This is a genomic window from Nostoc sp., from assembly GCF_036917515.1.
Lineage (GTDB): Bacteria > Cyanobacteriota > Cyanobacteriia > Cyanobacteriales > Nostocaceae > Nostoc.
This window is the reverse complement of the sequence record NZ_JBALDE010000072.1, coordinates 1-23,110: the sequence shown is the minus strand read 5'-3', so window position 1 is coordinate 23,110 and position 23,110 is coordinate 1. Positions and strand designations below refer to the sequence as shown.

General features: G+C 39.6%; 23 protein-coding genes, 1 tRNA gene and 1 pseudogene. 16 read left to right on the top strand and 9 right to left on the bottom strand.

Annotation, left to right across the window (positions count from 1 at the left end; translation table 11 throughout):
* Nucleotides 1-256: 256 nt before the first annotated feature.
* Nucleotides 257-535, top strand: coding sequence for a hypothetical protein (locus V7K89_RS08630; protein WP_335186212.1), 279 nt, complete (start codon nt 257-259; stop codon nt 533-535).
* A 158-nt stretch (nt 536-693) separates the two neighbouring features.
* Here V7K89_RS08630 and V7K89_RS08625 read toward each other — a convergent pair whose 3' ends face one another.
* The gene (locus V7K89_RS08625; protein ID WP_335186210.1) at nt 694-909 is read right to left on the bottom strand and encodes a hypothetical protein; all 216 of its coding nucleotides are present in this window, start codon (nt 907-909) and stop codon (nt 694-696) included.
* A gap of 686 nt (nt 910-1,595) precedes the next feature.
* Between V7K89_RS08625 and V7K89_RS08620 the strand changes: the two genes are divergently transcribed.
* Both V7K89_RS08620 and trxA read left to right on the top strand, forming a co-directional pair.
* Nucleotides 1,596-1,907 (top strand): hypothetical protein, encoded by a 312-nt coding sequence (locus tag V7K89_RS08620; RefSeq protein ID WP_335186208.1) that lies wholly within the window; start codon nt 1,596-1,598, stop codon nt 1,905-1,907.
* A 237-nt stretch (nt 1,908-2,144) separates the two neighbouring features.
* Nucleotides 2,145-2,483 (top strand): thioredoxin, encoded by a 339-nt coding sequence (gene trxA / locus V7K89_RS08615; protein ID WP_335186206.1) that lies wholly within the window; start codon nt 2,145-2,147, stop codon nt 2,481-2,483.
* Between the two features lie 113 nt (nt 2,484-2,596).
* On the opposite strand, the gene V7K89_RS08610 is transcribed toward trxA, so the two are convergent.
* From V7K89_RS08610 to V7K89_RS08595, 4 genes are all read right to left on the bottom strand, one after another.
* Nucleotides 2,597-3,130 (bottom strand): dihydrofolate reductase family protein, encoded by a 534-nt coding sequence (locus tag V7K89_RS08610; protein WP_335186204.1) that lies wholly within the window; start codon nt 3,128-3,130, stop codon nt 2,597-2,599.
* 167 nt (nt 3,131-3,297) lie between these two features.
* Nucleotides 3,298-3,552 carry a TIGR03643 family protein gene (locus V7K89_RS08605; RefSeq protein ID WP_335186202.1) on the bottom strand — a complete coding sequence of 85 codons (255 nt, stop codon included), beginning with the start codon at nt 3,550-3,552 and terminating at the stop codon, nt 3,298-3,300.
* Between the two features lie 38 nt (nt 3,553-3,590).
* A complete protein-coding gene (locus V7K89_RS08600; RefSeq protein WP_335186199.1) occupies nt 3,591-5,390 on the bottom strand; it encodes an ABC transporter ATP-binding protein in 1,800 nt (599 codons plus the stop codon).
* A 63-nt stretch (nt 5,391-5,453) separates the two neighbouring features.
* Nucleotides 5,454-7,247 carry an ABC transporter ATP-binding protein gene (locus V7K89_RS08595; protein ID WP_335186197.1) on the bottom strand — a complete coding sequence of 598 codons (1,794 nt, stop codon included), beginning with the start codon at nt 7,245-7,247 and terminating at the stop codon, nt 5,454-5,456.
* Nucleotides 7,248-7,461: 214 nt separating this feature from the next.
* Between V7K89_RS08595 and V7K89_RS08590 the strand changes: the two genes are divergently transcribed.
* Genes V7K89_RS08590 through V7K89_RS08580 form a run of 3 tightly spaced genes read left to right on the top strand, consistent with a single transcriptional unit; the run spans nt 7,462 to nt 8,407 of the window.
* The gene (locus tag V7K89_RS08590; protein WP_335186196.1) at nt 7,462-7,590 is read left to right on the top strand and encodes a hypothetical protein; all 129 of its coding nucleotides are present in this window, start codon (nt 7,462-7,464) and stop codon (nt 7,588-7,590) included.
* A gap of 2 nt (nt 7,591-7,592) precedes the next feature.
* Nucleotides 7,593-7,931, top strand: a complete 339-nt coding sequence (locus V7K89_RS08585) for an L-histidine N(alpha)-methyltransferase (RefSeq protein ID WP_335186216.1) — start codon at nt 7,593-7,595, stop codon at nt 7,929-7,931.
* Complete coding sequence (locus tag V7K89_RS08580) at nt 7,922-8,407, top strand: L-histidine N(alpha)-methyltransferase (RefSeq protein WP_335186194.1); 486 nt, start codon at nt 7,922-7,924, stop codon at nt 8,405-8,407. The genes V7K89_RS08585 and V7K89_RS08580 overlap by 10 nt, the downstream gene beginning before the upstream one ends.
* Before the next feature lie 270 nt (nt 8,408-8,677).
* Here the strand turns inward: V7K89_RS08580 and V7K89_RS08575 are convergent, their stop codons facing one another.
* Nucleotides 8,678-8,890, bottom strand: coding sequence for a type II toxin-antitoxin system HicB family antitoxin (locus V7K89_RS08575; protein WP_335186192.1), 213 nt, complete (start codon nt 8,888-8,890; stop codon nt 8,678-8,680).
* Nucleotides 8,874-9,140 (bottom strand): toxin HicA, encoded by a 267-nt coding sequence (locus V7K89_RS08570; protein WP_104908170.1) that lies wholly within the window; start codon nt 9,138-9,140, stop codon nt 8,874-8,876. The genes V7K89_RS08575 and V7K89_RS08570 overlap by 17 nt, the downstream gene beginning before the upstream one ends.
* 522 nt (nt 9,141-9,662) lie before the next feature.
* Here V7K89_RS08570 and V7K89_RS08565 point away from each other — a divergent pair.
* Entirely contained in the window at nt 9,663-10,433 is a 771-nt protein-coding gene (locus tag V7K89_RS08565) for a pentapeptide repeat-containing protein (RefSeq protein WP_335186190.1), read from the top strand.
* A 29-nt stretch (nt 10,434-10,462) separates the two neighbouring features.
* Nucleotides 10,463-11,097: pseudogene (locus tag V7K89_RS08560) on the top strand (TenA family protein).
* 80 nt (nt 11,098-11,177) lie between these two features.
* On the opposite strand, the gene V7K89_RS08555 reads toward V7K89_RS08560, so the two are convergent.
* Nucleotides 11,178-12,800, bottom strand: a complete 1,623-nt coding sequence (locus tag V7K89_RS08555; RefSeq protein ID WP_335186188.1) for an iron uptake porin — start codon at nt 12,798-12,800, stop codon at nt 11,178-11,180.
* Nucleotides 12,801-13,190: 390 nt separating this feature from the next.
* Here V7K89_RS08555 and V7K89_RS08550 point away from each other — a divergent pair, with 390 nt between their 5' ends.
* From V7K89_RS08550 to V7K89_RS08530, 5 genes are all read left to right on the top strand, one after another.
* Nucleotides 13,191-14,132, top strand: a complete 942-nt coding sequence (locus V7K89_RS08550) for a metal ABC transporter substrate-binding protein (RefSeq protein ID WP_442941614.1) — start codon at nt 13,191-13,193, stop codon at nt 14,130-14,132.
* Between the two features lie 71 nt (nt 14,133-14,203).
* Nucleotides 14,204-14,980, top strand: coding sequence for a metal ABC transporter ATP-binding protein (locus V7K89_RS08545; protein WP_335186184.1), 777 nt, complete (start codon nt 14,204-14,206; stop codon nt 14,978-14,980).
* Nucleotides 14,981-14,991: 11 nt separating this feature from the next.
* Nucleotides 14,992-15,861 carry a metal ABC transporter permease gene (locus V7K89_RS08540; RefSeq protein ID WP_335186214.1) on the top strand — a complete coding sequence of 290 codons (870 nt, stop codon included), beginning with the start codon at nt 14,992-14,994 and terminating at the stop codon, nt 15,859-15,861.
* Nucleotides 15,862-15,935: 74 nt separating this feature from the next.
* Nucleotides 15,936-16,008: transfer RNA gene (locus V7K89_RS08535), tRNA-Phe, on the top strand.
* A 256-nt stretch (nt 16,009-16,264) separates the two neighbouring features.
* Nucleotides 16,265-16,651, top strand: coding sequence for a hypothetical protein (locus V7K89_RS08530; protein WP_335186182.1), 387 nt, complete (start codon nt 16,265-16,267; stop codon nt 16,649-16,651).
* Between the two features lie 48 nt (nt 16,652-16,699).
* Here V7K89_RS08530 and V7K89_RS08525 read toward each other — a convergent pair whose 3' ends face one another.
* Entirely contained in the window at nt 16,700-17,974 is a 1,275-nt protein-coding gene (locus tag V7K89_RS08525) for a lipid-A-disaccharide synthase (RefSeq protein WP_335186180.1), read from the bottom strand.
* A 301-nt stretch (nt 17,975-18,275) separates the two neighbouring features.
* Between V7K89_RS08525 and V7K89_RS08520 the strand changes: the two genes are divergently transcribed.
* From V7K89_RS08520 to V7K89_RS08510, 3 genes are all read left to right on the top strand, one after another.
* Nucleotides 18,276-20,696: a hybrid sensor histidine kinase/response regulator gene (locus tag V7K89_RS08520; protein ID WP_335186177.1), complete on the top strand. Its 2,421-nt coding sequence runs from the start codon at nt 18,276-18,278 to the stop codon at nt 20,694-20,696.
* Nucleotides 20,697-20,806: 110 nt separating this feature from the next.
* A complete protein-coding gene (locus tag V7K89_RS08515) occupies nt 20,807-22,108 on the top strand; it encodes a sensor histidine kinase (protein WP_335186175.1) in 1,302 nt (433 codons plus the stop codon).
* 189 nt (nt 22,109-22,297) lie between these two features.
* A complete protein-coding gene (locus V7K89_RS08510; RefSeq protein ID WP_335186173.1) occupies nt 22,298-22,900 on the top strand; it encodes a hypothetical protein in 603 nt (200 codons plus the stop codon).
* Nucleotides 22,901-23,110: the final 210 nt, after the last annotated feature.

Below are 23,110 nucleotides of genomic sequence, written 5' to 3'. Positions count from 1 at the left end.
CAAATGCTCTGAATGCGGTAACTAAAAAAGACATTATTGGATGGTTCACCCACTGCTGTTACTATATTGCACCCAACTGAGAACCGCTATAGTTAATCTGATTAATTCACCCATTTGTAGGAGGTAATCAGCAAGGAAATAAGTATACTTTGTTTATAATCAGACCAACACTAATATGGTTGGAAACTGTATCTATACAACAGATGTATCAATCATGTCAAACCTAATATTTACCAGATGTATAAAAACAAAACTATTGGTTGTTTCAACAGCTTTTTTACTGGCTGTACAGACTTCTGCCAATGCTCAACAAGCAGTTCCTAATTTGACACCAGCACAAGCTCAACATTTATCTCGTGACTTGGTTCCATATAATTCTCAAGACTTTTTTAGACGAGGAAAGAATTCAATTGAGAGAGAAATTCAAATTCTTAATCAAAGGCAACAGCGCCCAATTAAACCTTTTCTTAAGATTGATTTAGTGCCGCAAAGCAAAAAACCACATACTCAACAAAAACCCCAACGTTTTATCTAAGTTAAGAATCATCACCCTTCTACGGCTCATTCTTGTCCTGTTAATTCTTCAGCTATAGCACATAACCTATATCCCTAAGCATCAGAATTACTATATTCTGTTTTTAAGTAACAGAGATTCTATATTGTCAATCAAGTTTGCAATATAAATTTACAATTTCAATCGTCTAGCAAACTCATCAACGCTTGAATTTCAAGGTCTTGCTCTTGCGGCTCTGATAATTGAGACTGTAGCTTTAATAATTGACTCTGCAATTCTTCTGCTACATGAAGCATATCAGACTCTAGTGCAATTTTTAGCTGATTTTCTTTAATTTTGATTTGTTTAAGCAAGTTATTTTCAACATGAATTGAGTTGTAATGTTGAGCAATCATAGCTTTACATTTATTATCAATCTATGGAGTGCAATTAAATTTTTCACCTATGTATTATTCCATACTTTTGTCATTTTTTAAATATGCCAATGATTTAATCTTGATATTCATCGTTTTTAGCCAGTTCTATTCTTCTCAAAATTTTAGGAATATTAAATTAAGGACTTCCAGTGAAAAAACATCCCATGTTAAGGGGTACATCTGTGCATTGGTATCAAATTAAGCTGAAATCTTCTGACTGCATGAGTTTTGCCCTCATCCTCAGTCCCTCTCCAATTTAGGAGAGGAGCATAATTCTCCAGTTCCCCTTCTCCGATGTTGGGAGAAGGGGTTAAGGGATGAGGTCAACTCTAGAACGCTTGTTAAAACTAACTTTTACCTTAAGTTGACACCAATGACATCTGTGTGCCTCTACTACAAATGTACAAATAATTTGGGGTAATTTATTTTTTGTAAGTCCCCAATATAGCGGATGCCATACAAGATACTCGTAAGATAGCGCAGCTAGCGTTGCTAATTTATCTCTGTACCATATCTACATTATTTTTATAGGCTTTTACAAAAATGAAAATCATGAGATAAAATTGATTGACTTATGACAAATTTTTAAATAACACACATTAAGTTATCTGTTAATTTCCCAAGTCTTGTATATATGTTAATTAAATATTATTTTTGCAAACAGTATGGACTTAAAGTTTATCAAAAAAAAGATTTACACCTTTGTAAAAATTATATCTATAGTGCTTATAACAAGCGCAATTGGATTGGAATCATGGAATCTTTATGCAGTAATAACTAATATTAATGTGCCAAGTAGCCTTAATCCTATTTTTTGGATTGAGCGTTTTGCCATAATGAGCCATTTTATTGAAAGCATTATAGCAGCTTTTTATGCACCTTCAAAACAAAAGATGCCAATCAAATATGCTACTTATACTTTTTTTGTAGGCACAATTGGATTGTTAGAACTATTTGCTCGGCAGGATGAGTATTGACGCTTCTAGGCTTTGAAGGTATTGGTTTTTTGATTAGGTTGATTAGTAGGGTGCATTATGCGATCGCACTCTCCGTACAAAGATTTTCAGTTATTAAATATACCCTAGCAAGTAAAATTTATCTGTGCAGTCTCCCAATGAATGTAGATAACTAATGAATCTAAGACTCAGAAGGGAGTATAGTTTGTATAGTTAGCTTTTTGCTAAAATTTTAGTTTGACACTAAGGAATTAAAAAATGTCTACAGATACTGACATAGTTGCTTACGTTGAAGAAAGTGAATTTGATGTTGTTTTAAATGGAAGTGAAGAGAAAGTTGTTGTTGTTGATTTTACTGCTACTTGGTGTGGCCCTTGTCGCTTAGTCAGTCCGTTAATGGATCAACTTGCCCAAGAATACAAAGGTCGTGCTAAAGTCGTTAAGGTAGACGTTGACAACAATAAGCCAATTTTCAAACAATTCGGTCTTCGCAGTATTCCAGCAGTTTTAATTTTCAAAGATGGTATTTTAGCAGAAACCATTGTGGGTGTTTCTGCTTACGAAGACTTTAGCAATGCTGTTAAGAAGCTTCTTTAGTTAATTCATAATACTCGCCATTCGCGTAGCATCTCGTAGAGAAGGCGAGAAGCAAGCTACGTAATTCGTAATTCGTAATTCGTAGAACACATCATTAAGAATTACGAATTATTTTAAATATTTTTTTGTCGCCTATAATGTGCTTGAAGTAAACCAGTTGAATATTGTTGTGAGTTAATCAGCTCCAATTTTTCTTCATGGTTAGATGGTGAAAAAAGATGTATACCGCCACCTAAGATAATTGGAATAGTTGAAATAATATATTCGTCAATCAAGCTGTGCTGAAGAAACGAATTGATTAATTTTCCGCCACCAACTAGCCAGATATTTTTAAAGCCTTGAGCTTCTATATTAGCTAACGCCTGCTTTACTGGATCAGAAACAAATACAACGTCCTCACGATCAGATTGGAAATGACGCTGGGTAAATACGAAGGATTTTTTTTCTGGATAAGGCCAGCGATCAAAACCAAGCCCTACTTCATACGTGTTGCTGCCTAAGACGATCGCATCAATCGATTCGTAGAAAGCAGTGTAACCGTAGTCTTCATCTTCTGTATCCAGGATTGATAGCCACTCAATTTTGCCATCGCTGCGAGCAATGTAGCCATCCAAACTAGCTGCAATGTAGAGTGTAACTTTCGTCATTGTGCTTGGTGAATTTGGTAGTTTTCACTCAATTAGTGCAAGCGAGCGCAGGCGTATTTTTTTACAGTATTTTAGCCGTTGATGATTTTGGACGATATTTTATTTAATTGAACATACCACAAAATCGCGATGTCTACGACGGGCTATGCCTACGCTTATCCAATTCCTTAGGTTTTTTGATTGTGCGATTTAAACCGACCTACAGCAAACTCTCGCCCAGATAAATGCTTTGTATTGCGTTTGGTGACTCGCTCTCGCCACATCTGGAAACTAGATTCCTTCATTTCGCGCCTCATTAGGGCAATTACCTGTTTCTCCAGCAGCCCAAACTGAGCTTCAATAGCATCAAAAGATGTTCTATCTTCCCATGCCATTTCAATGATGCGATCTATGGTTTGTGAATCGAGGTTAGGTAGCTTCATTTTTTTACTGGCAATTGGTATCGAGCTATATATCTATTTTACTTTTCGTTTTGGAGAACCGTTGTGTCTGCTGCACCCAGTTGCAGAGCATAAAGGTTGGCATAAACACCTTGCTGATTAACGAGTTCGGCGTGAGTACCCTGTTCCACAATTTCTCCCTGCTGAATTACTAAGACTTGATCTGCTTGGGTAACTGTACTGAGACGGTGGGCAATTACGAAACTGGTACGACCTTGAAGCAAATGAGCGATCGCACTTTGCACTAGCGCTTCTGTACGCGTGTCAATGCTGCTGGTGGCTTCATCAAGAATCAGAATTCGGGGATTAATTAATACCGCACGAGCAATACTGATTAGTTGTCGCTGTCCTTGACTCAGGGGCGCTCCCCGTTCGCCCAATTGAGTTGTATAACCTCGTGGCAGTGAGGTAATAAACTCATGCACATTTGCCAGTTGTGCAGCCGCTTCGATATCAGCTTGAGTGGCATAAGGAGCGCCAAAAGCTATATTTTCGGCGACGGTGCCGCTAAATAAAATATTATCTTGCAGGACAATGCCTATTTGACGGCGCAGACTTGCTTGAGTCACGCTACGCACATCAAAATCATCAATTTTCACTGCACCGCTTGATACATCATAGAAGCGCAAAATCAAGTTAATAATTGTACTTTTTCCCGAACCGGTTGGCCCTACTAATGCAACCATCTGTCCTGGATAGGCGTGCAAATTCACTCCTTTGAGAACCAGTTGCTCTGGGTTATAGCCAAATTTGACATTCTCGAATGTCACCTCACCTTGAATTGGCGGCATTTCTATGGCATCAGGTGCATCTTTAAGTTCTGACGGTTCATCTAGTAATAGAAAGATTCGTTCTAATCCGGCGAAAGCAGATTGAGCTTGGGTGTAAAACTGGCTAAGAATTTGGATAGGGCGGAAGAACTGTTGGACGTAAAGTAAAAAGGATGTCACTACACCTACTGTTGCAGCTCCTGTTACCGCCAGATAACCGCCATAGGCTAACACACCTGCGGTTGCTAATGTGTTGAGAAAATCGATGGAGGGCAAAAAGGCTGAAGTAATTGCCACAGCCTGAACGTTGGCATTTCTATTGGCGGCGTTAAGAATGTTAAATTCTGCGATATTCATTTGTACGCGATTAAATGCTTGTGCTTCTCGCACACTGCCAATATCTTCTTCTAACTTGGCGGAAAGTTCCCCAATAGTTTGTCGCGTAACGCGAAATCTGGTTCTTGCCCAACGTCCAAATAAGCTTGTGGTAAGAATCATCAGTGGTACAACCAGATTGCTCAATAAACCAAGTCGCAGGTTGATTGAGAGCATTGCAATGATGATGCCAATTAAACTGAAAGTGTTGCCCAGCATTTGGGCAATCGTCAGTCCAAAAGCCTGATTCACGGTATTCACATCATTCAGCAAGCGGCTCATTAAATCGCCTGCTTCACTACGGTCAAAAAAGCTAACTGGCAGACTTTGGATTTTAGTGAAAATGTCTTGTCTCAGTTGAGCCAGCAATCGCTGCATAATCCAGCCGACTCGAATAATTTGACCCCGAATTGCTAAGACACTAAGTCCATAGTTCAGCCCTAGTAGCCCTAACAACATTAGCAGTCCTTGCAAATTCCCTTGTGCAATCAGATGATCGATTGACCAGCCGATAAAGAATGGGCCAATTGCCTGGGTTGTGGCACCAATCAATACTAATGTGATGGCGATGGGAATTTCTTTACGATAGAGTAGCACGTATTGCAAAAAGCGCCGCAGGGTAGAAAGTTGCTGACTCGTCTGCTCAGATGCAACAATGGGAATAGAGCCTTTCATAAAAATTTGAGATTTGAGATTTGGGATTAAAAGTCTTTATTACAAGGCTGTGAGCAAAATTAATTATGCTAATTGGAGATTATTTTTTTCTTTTGGCTTTACCTGAGATTCCAAAATCACACCATAGAGTGGGCTGCTTTGCATCAATTCCTCATGAGTACCTTGTGCTACCAATTGTCCTTTATCAATGAGAAAAATGCGATCGGCATTCTGGATGGTGCTAATGCGTTGAGCTACTACAAAAGTTGTACAAGCTTTTTGGCGCATTAAGCCATCTAGTTTGGCTTGAATTTGAGCAGCAGTTTTAGCATCTACAGCCGAGGTGCTATCATCCAAAATCAGAATGCTGTAATCGGTTAGTAAGGTACGAGCGATCGCAATTCGTTGTTTTTGTCCACCAGATAAGCCCACGCCCCGTTCACCCACAATCGTTTCGTAGCCATTGGGTAGACCGATAATAAAATCGTGTATTTGGGCAGTTTTGGCAACTTCAATCACCTGCTCTAAGGTGGCATCAGGTTTGGCATAGGCAATATTATCGCGGATTGTGCCAGAGAAGAGGGTGGTTTCTTGAAAGACAATCCCAATATGCGATCTAAGGCTTTTGAGTGTGAAATCTGTTATATCTCGTCCATCAATCCGAACTGCCCCATTAGTGACATCGTAAAAGCGGGGAATCAGGTTCATAATTGTACTTTTTCCTGAACCAGTCATTCCAAGAACGGCGATTAGCTCGTTGGGCTTGGTTTCAAAGGATACTTCTTTAAGAGCTTCAGTTATCGCTCCTGGATAGCGAAAAGAAACGTTTTCAAAGGTAATTCTACCACCGCAGGTGTCAAATGGTACAGCACCGGGGCGATCACGAATTTCTACCTCTGCATCCACAACTTCATAAATTCGTTCCGCAGAAGCCGCAGCTTGAGAGATTGCGGGTGCGGCAAATCCAATCAACAAAATCGGTTGGAGAATTAACGCTAGGTAGGAGTTAAATGCCACCAGTTCACCAATGGAGAACCGATTTCCAATCACCTGCCCTCCCCCATAGGCGAAAACTGCCAGTGTTACCAAATTACTCAGCAAAAAGATCAATGGGAAGGTATCACGGATGGCGCTAATGGTCTTCATATTTGCCTTGACTAGGCCATCATTCAGAGTTGTATAACGCGACCTTTCGGTTGACTCTCGCACAAAAGCTTTCACTACCCGGATTCCGAGCAAGTTCTCTTGTAATACAGCATTCAGGTTACTCAGTTGCTCTTGTACTTGCCGAAAAATTTTGTTATTTCGGTTGATGAATTGTGCCATTAACCATGCGGCCATTGGCACTACTGTGAGGGTAATTAGTGCTAATCGCCAGTTCATCACCAGCAAAACCACCGAAATACCTACTAGTGTCACAATTGAACCGATAACCTGAATTAAGCTAGTGCCAATGAAGGTACGAATCTGCTCAATGTCGCTGGTGACACGGGTTAGCAATTGGGAAGTCTGCGCCTTGTCGTGAAAGCTGAAACTGAGATTTTGAATCTTGCTAAAAATTGTGTTTCGCAGGTCATAAGCAACACCCTGAGACACTGCTTCTGCTAAATAGCTTTGTCCAAAGTTAAATACACCACGAGCGATTGCCACGACTACCATCCAGGCGGCGCTATTTAGCACAATTTGGAGGTTTTTTTGCGTGATACCCTCATCAATTCCCCACCGAAATAGTTGTGGAGTGACAGCGTTGGCGATCGTTAGCAGCAACAGGCTGACTAATGCTCCCAGTGAAGTCCACCGATAAGTGCTTAAACTTCTTAGTACGCGCTGGGTTGACTGTCTCAACGATGTTTCCTGGAGTTCTGGTTGCTGAACCAATGGTATTTACCCCTGTATCTTTGGAAAATTATCTCGTACTTTGATTGTAAAAAACTAATTGCTTCTTTGAGAGTGGGGAATGTGAGATAGAGAACATCTCTGTTCTTGATAATGAAAATTCCAGCTTTTAGGACAGTGGCATGGGAGAATACATTTTTAGCAAGCATTGCGGCTAATCAATTTCAATACCAAAGAAAATTAAAGAACAAGAATAATGGCTCAAAATTTTCATAGCAATTCCCGACTACCCTTAGATATTTCACCTACTATCAGTCGCACAGCAAAGCTAAGTTCTGAGTTATACTCTCTTTTTTCTGAAGAAGAAGTTTTAGGGATAATGTAGAAATTGACCTTTTAAAAGATCATTTTAAATATCTAAATGGCAATATAGAATCTGGCGAAAAAGTAAATATTATAGATGTTGGTGTAGGTAATTACTATCCAGTTAAAAAGTTTATCGGCAAATTTAACAAACTAGGAAAAGTTAATAAATATATAGCTTTAGATATTAGTGAACAATTGCTTCACGTATCTAAAAGTAATTTTATCAAATGGTTTCCATTAGTCGAGTTTATCAACTTAATAATTGACATAGAAAGTAAAGTAGTTCTGTTCCCAAAATTTTATTCCAAAATCAAGTTAGCCTTGAGATTGACGACACAACAAAAATATTTTTGCACTTAGGAGTTACCATTGGAAATCATCAAAATAGAGAGGAGGTGTTCAAAAACTTTAGAGATAGCATGGGAAAAAATGATTTCTTAGTATTTACTAACGAAACTGGTTCTAACTCTAAATGGGATGGAATAGTGAGAGATAGTTGCAAGTACTATGTAGAAGAAGTCTATGGATGGGTTAAAAAGAAAATTGAGATTAAATCTGAAGATTGCGAACTGGTAAGGAAGTACGATTTAAAAACAGATAGTATTGTTGCTAATCTGAAACTACGTCATAATTACACCATAAATTTTAGTCAGATGGGGATAGAGAAAAATATTGAAATCTCTAAAGGCGAAGAGATTACTATTTGGCGACATCACAAGTATGAAATTCCTAAATTGTTACTAGAACTAGAACGTTCTGGATTACAACTTATTCACTATACTGCTAACAAATACAAATCATATATTATGGTGATTTGTAAGGTTGCTAGTAACTAAGTTCTTCACTTAGACTTGCTCTTTCATCTCCACAACAGTGAGTCTACAGCAAATTTGGTATAACTCAATACTTGAGTTAGCGCCACCAATCTAAAACTGCGTAGGTTGGAGAGTAAGATTCAAAGCCTCTCTTCTTCTAGGAGAGAGGTTTGGAAAGAGATCACAACAAATGAGAAGCGCCATAGCGAAAATTTTTCTAATTCGTATCTAGGATATATCAAATATTTATGATGAGGCTAAAAAATCAGCTTGAATTAGCTTGTATATCAATTAAATGTACATCAAACGCCGTCTAGGTTCAGGAACTGGACGCCCCAAATCCTTAGCCGTTTCTATCCATTCCTGCACAACTAATTCTACATTATGCAAGGCTTCTTGATAAGTATCACCGTCAGCAGCACAGCCTGATAGCTCTGGGACTTCAGCAACAAAGGCTCGATCTAGTTCACTCCAATAGAGAATAATTTCATACCGAAACATCATTTTTACTTCCTAGCTTATATTTGAGAATCACTGCGCGAACTTGTTTAATTTGATAGCTTTTGGCTTTTCCTTTTTTATGTTGCAAGTTCAATATTTCCTCAACATCGGCTTTGACAAAAATACGATGATCGCCACGAATCCGTTCTTCAAAGCCTAGTGTATATAAAAGTTGCCACAGTTGGGCGAAGGGGATATCTGTATCAGAAGTCCCAGAGAGAATTTTTTCTAAGAGTTTGTCTTGCTGACTCACGTTTTTCTGACTGCCTTAATATTTCTATAGTCTCATATTTATTTAAAATCAGGGTATACAAAAGCAAATCTATGATTTTGCTCTTAAGCGAGAGTATCTTTGATGACAGTGACTAATCCAGTTCTCAGGGTAAGCTTTAGACCTGGATACTGCTCTACAATTTACTTGATTTTAAAAAATACTAATTATCTGGATGTTACAGTTGCTTTTTTTGAAGCAATATTTTGCGTGAGTTTAATTTGGTGACATTAGTTTCGCTTATAGTGGAGTGTATTATTTCTCTTGACGAATGATGCTTATTTATCATTCTTGCTGAGGTTATCAGTCTTAATATCGGCTCAATTGATAGCTTGACGACTTTTATACCATCCTTTAGCATAGCTTTACCCAGGAAAGTATCGCCAATTTATCAGTGATATAGATAACTACAGAGGGCAAATTGTTGAGATTGCTCATATCATAATGCTGAGCTATAAATCCATCTCAGTTAATATTTTACTGAGTCAAAAATATTACACAAATATGAAAAGCCAAATTATAAGCGCAGTTGCATTTTTAACCACGATTAGTTTGACAGCAACCGTACAAGCAGCAAATTCTGAAGATGTTAAACAGTTATTAGCAACTAAACAATGTCAAAACTGTGATTTGACAAGTGCAGGTTTAGTGATGGCTGACTTATCTGGAGCCAATTTGAGCGGTGCTAATCTCACAGGTGCTAATCTCAGCCGCGCAAACTTGAGCGGCGCAGATTTGCGAGGTGCAAACTTAAGTGGTGCAAGTTTATTTGGCGTTAACCTAAGCGAAGCTAAATTTAATGGCGCAAATTTGACGGGTGCTGATTTGAGAAATACTTATTTAGCAAATGCAGAACTGACTGGCGCTTACTTGAATGGGACTAACTTCCAAGGTGCAGTTGCTATACCATCACAAATTGCTTCACCAGCAGACTTTTATACTTTGGGTATAGCAGAAGCACAAAAAGGTAACCAACAGCAAGCAATCAGTTATTTTAATCAAGCGATCGCAATTAAACCAGAGTATGCAGATGTTTATTTGGCTCGTGGTATCGCCCGTTACCAAATACTAGATAGACAAGGTGCATTCCAAGATGCTCAAGTTGCAGAAAAATTGTTTACATCCCAAAACAACAGCACTGGAACCCTAACAGCCCAAGCTTTTATCAAAGAACTGCAAACACCGGTCAATGAGAAGGTAAGTACTGGTAAGCCCAACTTCGTTGACTTTTTGGGAAGTATTGGCTCAGTCTTGCTTCAGTTCTTCCCTTTTTAAAAGAGATAATAACAGTTAACAAATGACAAATGACAAATGACTTATCTAAAGATTTATGGGCAGCAAATCAAGACTTAGCCCAAGCTTGCTTAGAGCATCCTTTTGTTCGAGGCATTGGTGATAGTACTCTTGAGCAAGCTAAATTTGCTTACTACGTAGGGCAAGATGCTTTTTTCTTAGAAGCTAAGCTTTTGCGCGTGCCTACAGTATCGCCGCAGCTAAAGCACCAGACTGGTTAGGTTTTACCACATTTCATAATTTAGCTAGTGGAATTTTAGAAGAACTACGGCTGCATAATAGCTATGCTTATGAGTGGGGAGTCAATTTGTATGCTGTAGAACCTGCATCTGCCACCCGCCGCTATACTGATTTTTTGTTAACAACTGCTTGGAGCAAAGATGTAGGTTTGACTGCTGCGGCGATGGCTCCCTGTATGCGTTTGTATGCCTTTTTAGGAGAAAAATTGGCTTCTAACGGTATTCCTAATCATCAATATACAGACTGGATTCGTACTTATAGCAGTGCAGATTTTCAACCACTAACACAACAATTAGAAAATTTAGTTGACAATTATGCTGCTACCAATTCTGTTGTGCATTCAACTTATCGTTATGCGATGTTTTGTGAGCGCGACTTTTTTCAGGCTGCATGGATGTTCAGTTGAGCAAATTCATATCTAGCAACCTTTAGACAAAAAGAAGACACAAATTTATCCTTTGCGTCTTCTTTTAAAATTTTAAAAAATTAGAAACTGAATGTGGTTCTCAATGCACCAATAACAACATCATCATTTGCATCGTTGTGATCTGGAGATGTTAACCAGATGACTCCAGGAGTAATGGTGATATTGTCACTCAGCTTATACTGATAGAAAGCCTCAAGATGATAGGATGTATCAGGATCGCTATCCAACCCTGCAATGTTAGAATTTGTCACTTTCGGCTCCATACCAGCAATGATACCTGCTAAGTTACCTTTTTTACCGAGGTCAGGGAAGCCAAGAGTGATAGCATAGTTCCAAATATCAACATCTCCACCGGTTCCTCTTAAGCTTTGGCTATTGGTGTATCCAGCCCAACCACCCAAGATAATGTTATCAGTGATGCCAATGGATGCTTCGACACCGTAAGAATTACTGGAAAATCCTACTTGCTCTTCTGGTAAACCCTGGATAGCTGCTATATCCTGGAAAGTGGCGGCATTACTACCCGTGAGTAGTGGTTGGTTGTAAGAATTGACATAAGTTAAACCGATAGAAATGCGATCGCTTGGTTTAATTGTTAGCTGCGCCAACGCCCCGTAAGAACCATTAAACAAACCATTATTAGGTGTAGGGTCATTAGCTGTACCACTCAAATACCCTAGACTCAGTGCCAATTTATCACTGAACTCGTGCGTTATTGCCAACCCCGCGCCATTTATCTGGCCATAAATTGGGTTGCGTGTACCAAAAGTGGACAAAGCACCAAAGGAGCCATCACCATCAAAGAGATTGACAGTACTGGTAATATCATCTGCGGCGGCGGCGTTGACAAGAGCAGTAACCTCTGTTTTTTCACCCAGAGGGAATTTGTAATACAAGGCATCTATAAAAGCATTAGTGGTACCATCCTCGCCAGCAAAAAATAAGTTACCCTCTGGTGTACCAATATTAGGGCTGAAAATATTATCAGCCTGGATTCTGGTGAATAGCGTATCTTTTCCTGTAAAGCTGGTCACTAATTCTATCCGCGCCCGTAACCCTAAAGTTGTATTCTTATCTGTAATTTCTGCACCATTAACTGTATTTCCTGACAAAACATCGCTAACGACTGCGATAACTTCTCCTTGCAGTTTGGTTGTGGTTGAAAACCGATTCGCCTCCAATTCAGCATTGCGTACTTCTACTGCATCCACACGACCTCGGAGTGTCGCTAGTTCTGCGGAAAAATCTTTTTGCAACTTTTGTAATGTGGCTAAATCTTGTTTGTTAACTAAATCACTAGTGGCTGTAGCAATAAGTTCGTTAACGCGATCTAGACAAGCATTCAAACCAGCAGCAAACTCATATCGCGTTAATGCCCGATTACCGCGATAAGTGCTATTTGGGTATCCTGCAATGCAGCCATAGCGCTCAACTAAGGACTGCAATGCTTGGAATGCCCAGTCAGTAGGTTGTACATCGGAAAATTGAGACACAGAGGTAACTTGCGCCATTGTCTGATCTGGCGCTATGTTCTCAGCTTTTGTGTCTGGATTAGCTAAAACTTGTGGTTGATTGATTTCAGACGTGTTGGATATTTCACCTGCAAATGTAGCAGTATTCACAAATAAGATTACACCGCAGATTGCTGGACTAACTAGCAGATATTTACAGAATTTTTGCATTTTTATCCTCACATTGATCTCCAATTCACACCCAAACCACATTTTTTTTAAACGTGTATTTCATGAAAATTTTCTCAGTAATCTTATCAGAACTTAGCAACCTTTTTAACAAAAAAGTCAAGAAATCCCAATTATTTAGAGAAAACTAAATTGCAAAGGGCTGTACCTTCTGAGAAATTTTTGTTGTTACTCATTACACCGTAAACCCAGAATGATATTATGTACTAAAAATGAGAATGAGAATTATTATAGTATAAAATTTAGAATACTTCTCATTGTCAATGGCGATGGCAAGCATCCGTTTGGAGGAAAAATATTGTGATTGTGAATTGCACAGAAGTTAGAACAGGTAAGCAAAGAAGCGGCATCCTACCCATAATTGCTCTTTTCATGTTGTCGATGGCTACTGGGTGTAGCCAATCGAATCCGAATCAGAGAGCAACTTCCGAACAGTCGCCGCAAGTACAGTCAGCTGCCTCTACCCCACAGGCACAGTTGGGAAAAACTAAAGTAGTGACGACATTTTTGCCAATATATTTGTTTACTAAGGCAGTAGCTGGGGATGTGGCAGATGTAGAGATTCTAGTGCCACCTGGTACGGAGGTACATGAATACCAAGCGACACCAGCAAATGTCAAAGCGATCGCTACTGCTAAGGTGTTAGTAAAAAATGGTTTAGGTTTAGAGGAATTTCTGGAAGGTACTGTCAAAAATGCCCAAAATCCCCAATTAACTGAAATTGATGCTAGTAAAGGTATTAAATCCTTAAATGAAATTTCACCTGTCGTGAAAACAGCGCAAGATGAAAAAGACCACGAACATAGTCAGGGTAATCCTCACGTTTGGTTAGATCCAGTTTTGGCAAAACAGCAAGTAACAAATATTCAGGATGGGTTAATTGCTGCCGACCCGGCGAACAAAGCTACTTACGAAGCAAATGCTACGGCTTATATTAAAGAATTAGAAAGTTTAAACAGTGAATTTCAGCAGACTTTGCAGAAAAATCCCAGTTGCACCTTTATTACCTTTCATGATGCGTTTCCATATTTAGCCAAACGCTATAACCTCAAGCAAGTTGCTGTGGTGCAAATTCCCGAAGATCAACTTTCACCAACAGATGTCCAAAATGCCGTTAACGCTGTGAAAAAATACAAAGTTAAAGCTTTATTTAGCGAACCAGGAGTAGATAATAAACTGTTAAACAGCCTATCTAAAGACTTGAAATTAAGTTTGCGTACTCTAGATTCTCTAGAAACTGGCCAAACAGATCCACAATATTATTTCAAGGCAATGAAAGCTAATTTGCAAACTCTGGAAACATCGTGTAAATAGATTTGTCAGTTGTCATTTGTCCTTTGCAAATGACCAATGACCAATGACCAATAACCAATGACCAATGACTAATGACCAATGACATCCCTATTTTGAAAGTAGAAGGATTAACTGTCTATCAAGGCAGCTATCTAGCTGTTCGAGATGTTTCCTTTGAATTATTGCCAGGAAAAGATACAGCCATTGTTGGCCCCAATGGTGCTGGTAAAAGTACTCTGGTAAAAGCGGTTTTGGATTTGATACCTCGAAATGCTGGTACAATTGAAATCTTGGGTCGTCCAATTTCTAGATTGGGGCATTTACGCCACACGTTGGGCTATATGCCGCAAAACTTCATTTTTGACCGCAGCTTTCCTATTTCTGTCAGCGAATTAGTTGGACTGGGATGGACTAAGGAAGGGAAAAAAAAGAGTTCATTTTTTTCCAAGCTGGAAAGACAAGATCGAGAAAAATCGGCAGCAGTAATAGAAGCTTTACGGCGAACCGATGCTTATCATTTACAGCATCAAGCTATCGGTACTCTTAGTGGCGGTCAGCTCAAGCGGGTTCTATTGGCTTATTGTTTAGTAATGCCTCGGAAACTCTTAGTACTAGATGAAGCCTTTGCTGGTGTTGATGTGCAGGGTACAGCAGATTTTTACGCTTTGCTAAATGAATTAAAGCGAGAGGAAGGTTGGACAGTATTACAAGTTTCTCACGATATTGATATGGTCAATCGGCATTGCGATCGCGTGCTTTGCCTGAACCAAAGCATTGTTTGTACTGGTAAGCCAGAAATTGCCCTTTCACAGCAAAACCTGTTAGCAACCTACGGCCCAGGTTTCAGTCGCTACCAGCACCAACATTAATGCTCATAAATATGAATTTCTTCAATGATTGTCAGATAACTTGGTTAGCGATCGCTAGTAGTAATGACTTGCTAGAGTTGTTACAACTTCCTTCGATACAGCGTGCGATCGTTGGTGCTGCCTTGATGGGAATACTTGGCGGGATGTTGGGTAGTTTTGTTACCTTGCGCCAGTTATCATTTTTCAGCCACGCGGTTGGTCATGCAGCATTGGTAGGTGTGGCATTAGGTGTGCTGCTACAAATAAATCCTACTTGGATGCTGTTACCTTTTACCTTAGTTTTTGGGGTTATTGTCCTCTACTTTATCGACAAAACCGATTTAGCTAGCGATAGCATACTTAGCATAGTGCTATCTGGGGCATTAGCGATCGGTTTAATTCTCACGAGCTTAATTAAAGGATATCGTGGCAACTTGATGGCTGTACTGTTCGGAGATATTCTAGCGATCAATACTACAGATTTGATTTTGACCCTGCTAGTTCTTGTGGGAGGCAGCATATTTTTACTATCAACTCTGCGACAGCAAATTTTATTGACCCTTAACCCTGATGTAGCCCAAGTTCAAGGCGTTCCCGTCCAATTGTACCGCTACGCCTTCGTGGTTTTGCTTTCCCTCGCCGTTGCTGTTGCCATTAAAGCTGTCGGTGTTTTACTGGTGAACGCCTTTTTGGTCATTCCCGCCTCTACCGCTAAACTGATAAGTCACCACTTTAGCCGCTTTTTAGTCATGTCAGTGATAGTTGGTTCCATCAGCAGCATTGCTGGCATCATTGTCTCAGGTCTTTTCAACCTTGCTTCTGGGCCAAGTATTGTTCTTGTCCAGTTTCTACTATTTGTAGCCGTTTTCATCTGCTTTAAGTTGACTTTGAAAGCTGTATAGCTATTTTTCTCCAAAGACTTGCTATATTCTTAGATGTTTGCTATGTTAATTAATCGTGGCTAATAAAAGCCCTAGCCGGGATAGCTCAGTTGGTAGAGCAGAGGACTGAAAATCCTCGTGTCACCGGTTCAAGTCCGGTTCCTGGCATCGATTAAATCCCTTGAAATATAATGATTCCAAGGGGTTTGTGATTTATAGGTAATGGCATTGTATAGGAAAACTGTTGTAGCTTTGACTTAAATTTTAAGTATTTTTGGATACTTTTAGATAAAAATGGGTGAAGAAGCGGGAGATTTAGCAAGTAGTTGAAATGTTGTTAACCTTTATGCTTAAAATTGCACAAGAGGTTTATTTAGCATCTACTGACAGCTAAAGTTGACCCTTTGCAGGACTCTCTCAAGCAATGCTTACTGAAATTTTGCCTTTCCGTTTTGAGTTAGACACGATCGCGATCGCTGGAGCGAGTTTGTGGTCATTGGCGCTGTATCTAAGTTTTTCCAGAGTCAATGAATGGGTAATCGAGCAACTCAATCGCTGGTTTAACTTTGCCGAGCGATCGCTCTACACCAGCGAGTCGGAATTTGAAAAGACTCGTAAAGCCAGAGAATCCCAAAACGCTTTCTACGCGTCACTGTTTAGCATTGTGCCTTTTTTGGTAGTCGGCACTTTATGTAACTGGGTTCTGGAAATTAGTTTAGGTGAGAGTTGGGGAATTAGTACAGGTATATTAGCCTGTATGGGTGCCGGCATTTATGAACTTGGGCGCAGGGATGGAGAATCTTCCGATTAAGCCAGAGTGAAAATCAGGGGGATGTTGCTTTGATTACTCCCTCATCTCTCATGACTTCCCAATTTCCTCATCAACAATCTGTGCTATCTTCTGGGCTGCACCGCTTTCACCGCGAATATTACGGAGTTTAGCGCCTATATCATCCAATTTTTCTGGATGCGTCAAAAAGTCTAAAACCATTTCCCCAACTTCTTGCGGTTGAAGTTTACCTATCAGTTCTGGCACAATCTCTTCCTGTGCCCAAATGTTTGGCCATGCTAATAAACCTTTGCGTCTCACAAATCTTAAGAATAACCAATTAATCACCTTAGCAAAGGGCGTACCGACTACTGGCAGATTTGCCAACAATCCAGGTAAACCATCCCAAGAACGCATAGCGTCGAGTTGTTGCGTTGGTAGCAAAACAATCATTGGCACTCCTAAAGCACCGAGTTCGGCAGTGTTTGCCCCGACTGTAGTTAAGCAAATGCAGCACTGAGATAATAAATGATATGCAGGGTTTTCTTGCCACAGTTCTACAGTTAAGCCCGTTGCTGTTTTGAGCAATGGCTTACCTTTAGCATTTTCTGGGACAATTAAGGAAGCACCATCAAATCCAAAGGTTTCAGCCATAGAGTTCTTTTGGGGATCGGCAAAACTAGCTAAAGTTGGTAAATCCAAAGTTGGCGCTACAGGAATCACAAATCTGGTTTGCGGTCTTTTTGCATGAACATATTCGGCAATGCTTAGAGTTAATGGTACTCCTTGGGCTAATTTTGCTGCTTTCGATCCAGGGAGTAAACCAATGATTGGGGAGTGGGGAGTAAGGAGTAAGGAGTAGGCAGTGCTGACTTGTTCTTGTGCTTCTAGCATCAAATCACCGACAACGGTGAATTTGTGAGCATATTTTTGGGGGACACGGGCTGCAACTTCGGGTTTCATGATTCCAAAGCGATCAATGCGATTATGCCACCTGGCTGACCATTCGGCGTAAACTACTGTGCGATATCCGAGTTTTTTACCTATAATCACTGGAAAAATTTGGTCGCCGCCCAGAAAAACCACTACACCGCGACTTCTCCAATCCCAATTTTCAAATGTTTTGCCCGAAAGCAAAAATTGCCAAAAATGTTCTGCTCCTTGAACTCTATCTACTTCTGCATAAGAAAGAGCGATCGCTGCTTCTTTTCCACTGGCATTTGAGCAAGGTGATAATACTACAGAAATCCTCACTAAAGAATGGTCATCCCCTAATTCTTGCCGCAACGCCTTTACTACTGGACGCACCCAGGTTGTTACTTCACCTGGGCCATTTGAAAGGATCAGAATATCTACTTGAGTCATTAGTCAAAAGGCAAATGTTACCTAATTCTTTACTATGTTATACGTATATACTGTAGCTTTTTAGTGATATTTGATAATCTGTTCCAGATTTAATTTGTTGCTACTATTAGTTAGTTTTTCAGGGAGTTGAACTTGCACTTTTGCCTGTTTGATCTAGGCTTGATGGTCAGCAAAGTTTAGGGTATTGATAATCGCAGCTATGGGTAACAATCATAGCTGCGATTATCAATAATTTTTTGGGCAATCTAAATATATATAGCCCTTTTTTTTGCTTACCAAACCCATTTAGAGGGTGAACCCTGTGATCAAAGGCAACTCCAGCCCATCCGTTCCCAAAATATATTCTTCGCGCAATTTACTGCTCCGATTTATTCTTGGCGGTACTACTCTTATTGTAAGTATTTCTGCTTATTTTAGCTATCAGGCCGCTCGGAAAATAACGCTAGAAGACTTGAGAGGAAAAGCTTTTTTAGAGGTACAGAAAGGGGTTGATGAAATTGAAGAATGGTTGCATGTTCGGAAAGTCGAGGTGCAAACCATTGCTCATACTTCTGCTGTACGTTCCTTAGACTGGTCTATAGCAGAACCTTATTTAAAGTCAGAAATTGAGCGGATCGATGAATTTTTCTTTTTCCTAATGGCTATGCCGGATGGTTCGTATTTTAATACTAAGGTTGGTCGGTCAAATAAGAATATTAAGGATCGAGACTACTTTCAAAAAGCACTAGCCGGAAAAAGCAACATTTCCGATCCCTTTATCAGCCGTTCCACAGGCATTCCTTTAATTGCGATCGCCACCCCAATCTGGTCAACTTCTCCTACCAATCATTCACCGATTGGGGTCTTCCACGGCAATGTTAAAGTCGATGGCATTGCTAAGGTAGTCAACTCGCTGCACTACGGTAAGAACAGCTATGCATTCGCTCTCAATTCCAAAGGAGAAGCGATCGTCCATCCTAACTCAACGTTAATGTCAACGCTAGAAAAACCTGCACCCAGCCTGTTGAAAATTCCAGATCGCAATTTAAATGCGATCGCGCAGCAGATGGTAAACAAACAACGGGGAATTCAGTTGATGGAAATTGACGGCACTAAAAAGTATGTTGCTTATGTGCCATTGCGAGAAGCTAATTGGTCTGTGGCTTTGGTAATTCCGCGCCAAAATATTGAATCTCGACTACAATTCCTCGATTTGATTGCCCTAATTGTGGGCGGATTGACAGTAACAATGATCGCTGTCTTGTGGCAGGTGCAAGCCTTTGAACAAGCTCAACTAAAAAAATCTAAAGCAGCGGCTGATACTGCAAATCGGGCTAAGAGCGAATTTTTAGCCAACATGAGCCATGAACTGCGAACGCCCTTGAATGGTATTTTGGGTTGCGCTCAAATTTTGCTGCGTTCTAAAGGTTTGCCAGAACCAGAGCAATATCATCTAAACATCATTGAACAGTGTGGCTCTCATCTGCTGACTTTAATTAATGACATTTTGGATCTTTCCAAAATTGAAGCGCGAAAACTAGAACTGCATCCTCAAGATGTGCATTTTCCGTCTTTTTTACAGGGTATTGTCGAAATTTGCCAAATTCGGGCAGAACAAAAAGGCATTTTGTTTGTCTATGAACCCGCCAGCAACTTACCTACAGGGGTTCATGTCGATGTCAAAAGGTTACGTCAGGTTCTGTTGAATCTGCTGGGAAATGCGATTAAATTTACTGATGAGGGTAAGGTTAATTTCAAGGTTGAGGTAGTCGAACGACTGACTGCTGATGGGCAGACAGAGAAATATCGCATTCTCTTTAGTGTAAAAGATACAGGAATTGGCATAACTCCAACTCAATTGGATAACATTTTTTTGCCATTTGAACAAGTAGGTGAGAAAAAGCGTCAGATAGAAGGAACAGGGCTGGGTTTAGCTATTACTCGGCAGTTGGTGCAGATGATGGGTAGCGATATTCAGGTTAAAAGTCAGCTTGGTGAGGGTAGTACTTTCTGGTTTGAAATTGCGATCGCCCAAGCCAGCGAATGGGTACAGTCTGCTATGGCTGCATCCCAGGGACAAATCATTGGCTTTGCAGGTAGCCCCCGCACCATCTTGATGGTGGACGATCGCTGGGAGAATCGCACAGTAATTACAAACTTATTACAACCACTGGGTTTCGATGTGATTGAAGCTAATAACGGTAAAGATGGTTTAGAAAAAGCGATCGCCCTGAAACCAGACTTGGTGATTACAGATTTGCTCATGCCAGAAATGGATGGGTTTGAATTGATTAAACACCTGCGTCATACCCCAGATATCGAGAATGTCAAAATTATCGTCTCTTCCGCTAGTGTCTTTGAAGCCGACCAACATCGCAGTCTACAAGCAGGAGGTGACACCTTTTTGAGCAAACCGATACAGGCAGATGAATTACTGCATCAATTAGAGTGCCATTTAGGTTTGGCATGGATTTACCAGCAGTCTGAGGAACAAAAAATTAATTCTTCGGTTACAACACTTGATAGCTCATCAGATAAATTAACTCTTCCTTCCCCCGATGTATTGCAAGAACTGATGAATTTAGCCAGTAAAGGTAACTTCAATGACATTCTCAAATGGGCAGATAAACTAGAGGAAAAGAACACAAAGTTTGCTTCTTTTACTAACCAATTGCGGCAGCTAGCGAGGCATTTTGACGAAGATTTAATTCTCAAATTTTTGAGTGAAAAATCAAAGGATTAATTTTCCAAAATTTATTTATGGTAAGTGTAATGTGTGAATTTTTAATTTGGAGTCTTCACCTTTGGCATCTCGCAAAGAAGTAACATGAATCAATATAGGGTAGAAATATTATGACAGCAACTATAGGCGATCAGAAAAATTCCCTAAATAGCGATCCTAGCAGAGGAATTATTTTAGTCGTTGATGATAACCCTGCCAACTTACAAGTTTTGTCGAGCTTTTTGGATCAGTCTAGATTTGAAGTTTGGGCAGCTCGCAGTGGTGAAAAAGCCATTCAGAGATTAGACAATGATAATTTACCTGATTTAATCTTGCTTGATATCATGATGCCGGGTATCGATGGGTTTGAAACTTGTAAATACTTAAAAAGTGAAAGCAATCCTCGTGTCCAGGATATTCCGATCATTTTTATGACTGCTCTTTCAGATACTGCTGATAAGGTTAAAGGATTGCAATTAGGAGCTGTAGATTATATTACTAAACCTTTTCAGTATGAAGAGGTATTAGTGCGAATAGAGCACCAACTGAAGCTCAGAAATTTGACGAAAACCTTGATAGCCAAAAACGCCGAATTACAACAAGCTCAAACCCAACTGATTCAAGCAGAAAAGATAGCAACCTTGGGTCAAATGACAGCAGGAATTGCCCATGAAGTAAATAATCCCATAAATTTTATCGTTGGTAACTTGAATTTTATTGAAGAGTATTTCCAAGAGGTTGTTAATTTACTCGAACTGTATCAAAAATATCTGCCTGAACCCCCGACTGAAATTCAAAATGCTATTAAAACAAAAGATATAAATTATTTGTTAAATGATTTATCCAAAATTATTCGTTCTATGCAACTAGGTACAGATCGCGTTACAGAAATTGTATCATCGTTGAATAAGTTTTCTCGACACGGAGAAGCAGGAAAAAAACTGGCTAACCTGCATGAAGGGTTAGAAACTACGCTACTTATTCTTGGACATCGACTCAAAGCAAATGGTCATCGTCCGGCAATTCAAGTAATTAAAGAATATGGAGAATTACCAACTATTGAGTGCTATACAGGCGAACTTAATCAGGTTTTTATGAATTTAATTAGCAATGCGATCGATGCAATTGAAGAAATACAAAAAAATCAGTACTTTGATGAAAATTCTAGACATATTGGGATGATTTGGATTAAAACTAAAGCCTTTGGAGAGCGAGTTATTCTCAGAATTGCAGACAATGGCTCAGGAATCAGCGAAGCAAACCGGGCAAAGATATTCGATGCTTTCTACACTACAAAAGTCATCGGTAAAGGAACAGGATTAGGTTTATCTATTGCTTACCAAATTATAGTTAATAATCATCACGGTAAGCTAAGTTGCCATTCAACACAAGGTGAGGGTACAGAGTTTGTGATTGAATTACCTATCCGATAAATTAGAATCCCAAATCCTAAACTGCATCAGCATTCAGAAAATACCTGCAATTGCTGAATTATCAGTTACAAGGGTAATGAGGGTTATTCAAATTAAAGGAGCGATCGCTCTTATCGCTCTCATTCTCAAAATAAAACTATAAACGTGATAAAATTAATACTAGTAAATTAATATTTAATCATATTTATAATGTCTTATAGTGACTTTTCGCTATTAAAAGTAAAACGCGACTTTAACTTAACTACAGTTGAAAATGGACAGTTTTTACCCAAAACGCAGTCTATAGAACCTAGTTTTTATCTCAAAGAAGCATTAAGTGAAGGACTACCACTAGCAACAGCAACTGGTTCAGAAAAAGCTCGCTCAGAGTTAATTATTAGTCCAATCCTTGTAGAAGTTCGGAAAATTCTTGAACGCAGAATCAGCTTTTTCTCGGGTGAAGATTTTACCGTTTCACCGGAGCTAGGCTTAAGTGGAGTATGTGATTTTTTAATTAGCCGCTCACCCGAACAAATATTTATTGAAGCTCCTGCGGTCGTGATTATTGAAGCAAAAAAAGGTGATTTAAAACCTGGTTTAGGGCAATGTGCAGCAGAAATGATTGCTGCACAAAAATTTAATGAAACCAATAATATACCGATTAAAACAATTTATGGCAGCGTTAGCAGCGGTACGGCTTGGCGATTTTTGAAATTAGAAGGGCAAACATTGAGTATTGATTTGAATGATTATCCCGTTCCGCCAGTAGAAATACTATTGGGAATGTTGGTTTGGATGGTGCGGGAAGGTTAGATATTGATGTTATAGTTCTTCGCGGCTTTCACATACCTCGGCTCGAAAGTTATTTGCCATAACTTTGCAAAGAAAGTTTCTGCTTCTAATAATTTAGTGCATCTTCATGGAGAATTGGTATTACCCCTCTTTTGTTACTTTGGGTAAAGAAAAAACAGCAATCTTATTCAACTAGCAATAGGAAAACTGATTGGACTCGCCCGAAAATCA

Bases quoted from the DNA above. Each gene is read 5' to 3' on its own strand.
- V7K89_RS08625 (WP_335186210.1), bottom strand. From the start codon at position 909: ATGATTGCTCAACATTACAACTCAATTCATGTTGAAAATAACTTGCTT.
- V7K89_RS08620 (WP_335186208.1), top strand. From the start codon at position 1,596: ATGGACTTAAAGTTTATCAAAAAAAAGATTTACACCTTTGTAAAAATT.
- trxA (WP_335186206.1), top strand. From the start codon at position 2,145: ATGTCTACAGATACTGACATAGTTGCTTACGTTGAAGAAAGTGAATTT.
- V7K89_RS08610 (WP_335186204.1), bottom strand. From the start codon at position 3,130: ATGACGAAAGTTACACTCTACATTGCAGCTAGTTTGGATGGCTACATT.
- V7K89_RS08605 (WP_335186202.1), bottom strand. From the start codon at position 3,552: ATGAAGCTACCTAACCTCGATTCACAAACCATAGATCGCATCATTGAA.
- V7K89_RS08600 (WP_335186199.1), bottom strand. From the start codon at position 5,390: ATGAAAGGCTCTATTCCCATTGTTGCATCTGAGCAGACGAGTCAGCAA.
- V7K89_RS08590 (WP_335186196.1), top strand. From the start codon at position 7,462: ATGGCTCAAAATTTTCATAGCAATTCCCGACTACCCTTAGATATTTCA.
- V7K89_RS08575 (WP_335186192.1), bottom strand. From the start codon at position 8,890: ATGATGTTTCGGTATGAAATTATTCTCTATTGGAGTGAACTAGATCGA.
- V7K89_RS08565 (WP_335186190.1), top strand. From the start codon at position 9,663: ATGAAAAGCCAAATTATAAGCGCAGTTGCATTTTTAACCACGATTAGT.
- V7K89_RS08555 (WP_335186188.1), bottom strand. From the start codon at position 12,800: ATGCAAAAATTCTGTAAATATCTGCTAGTTAGTCCAGCAATCTGCGGT.
- V7K89_RS08550 (WP_442941614.1), top strand. From the start codon at position 13,191: ATGTTGTCGATGGCTACTGGGTGTAGCCAATCGAATCCGAATCAGAGA.
- V7K89_RS08545 (WP_335186184.1), top strand. From the start codon at position 14,204: ATGACCAATGACATCCCTATTTTGAAAGTAGAAGGATTAACTGTCTAT.
- V7K89_RS08540 (WP_335186214.1), top strand. From the start codon at position 14,992: ATGAATTTCTTCAATGATTGTCAGATAACTTGGTTAGCGATCGCTAGT.
- V7K89_RS08530 (WP_335186182.1), top strand. From the start codon at position 16,265: ATGCTTACTGAAATTTTGCCTTTCCGTTTTGAGTTAGACACGATCGCG.
- V7K89_RS08525 (WP_335186180.1), bottom strand. From the start codon at position 17,974: ATGACTCAAGTAGATATTCTGATCCTTTCAAATGGCCCAGGTGAAGTA.
- V7K89_RS08515 (WP_335186175.1), top strand. From the start codon at position 20,807: ATGACAGCAACTATAGGCGATCAGAAAAATTCCCTAAATAGCGATCCT.
- V7K89_RS08510 (WP_335186173.1), top strand. From the start codon at position 22,298: ATGTCTTATAGTGACTTTTCGCTATTAAAAGTAAAACGCGACTTTAAC.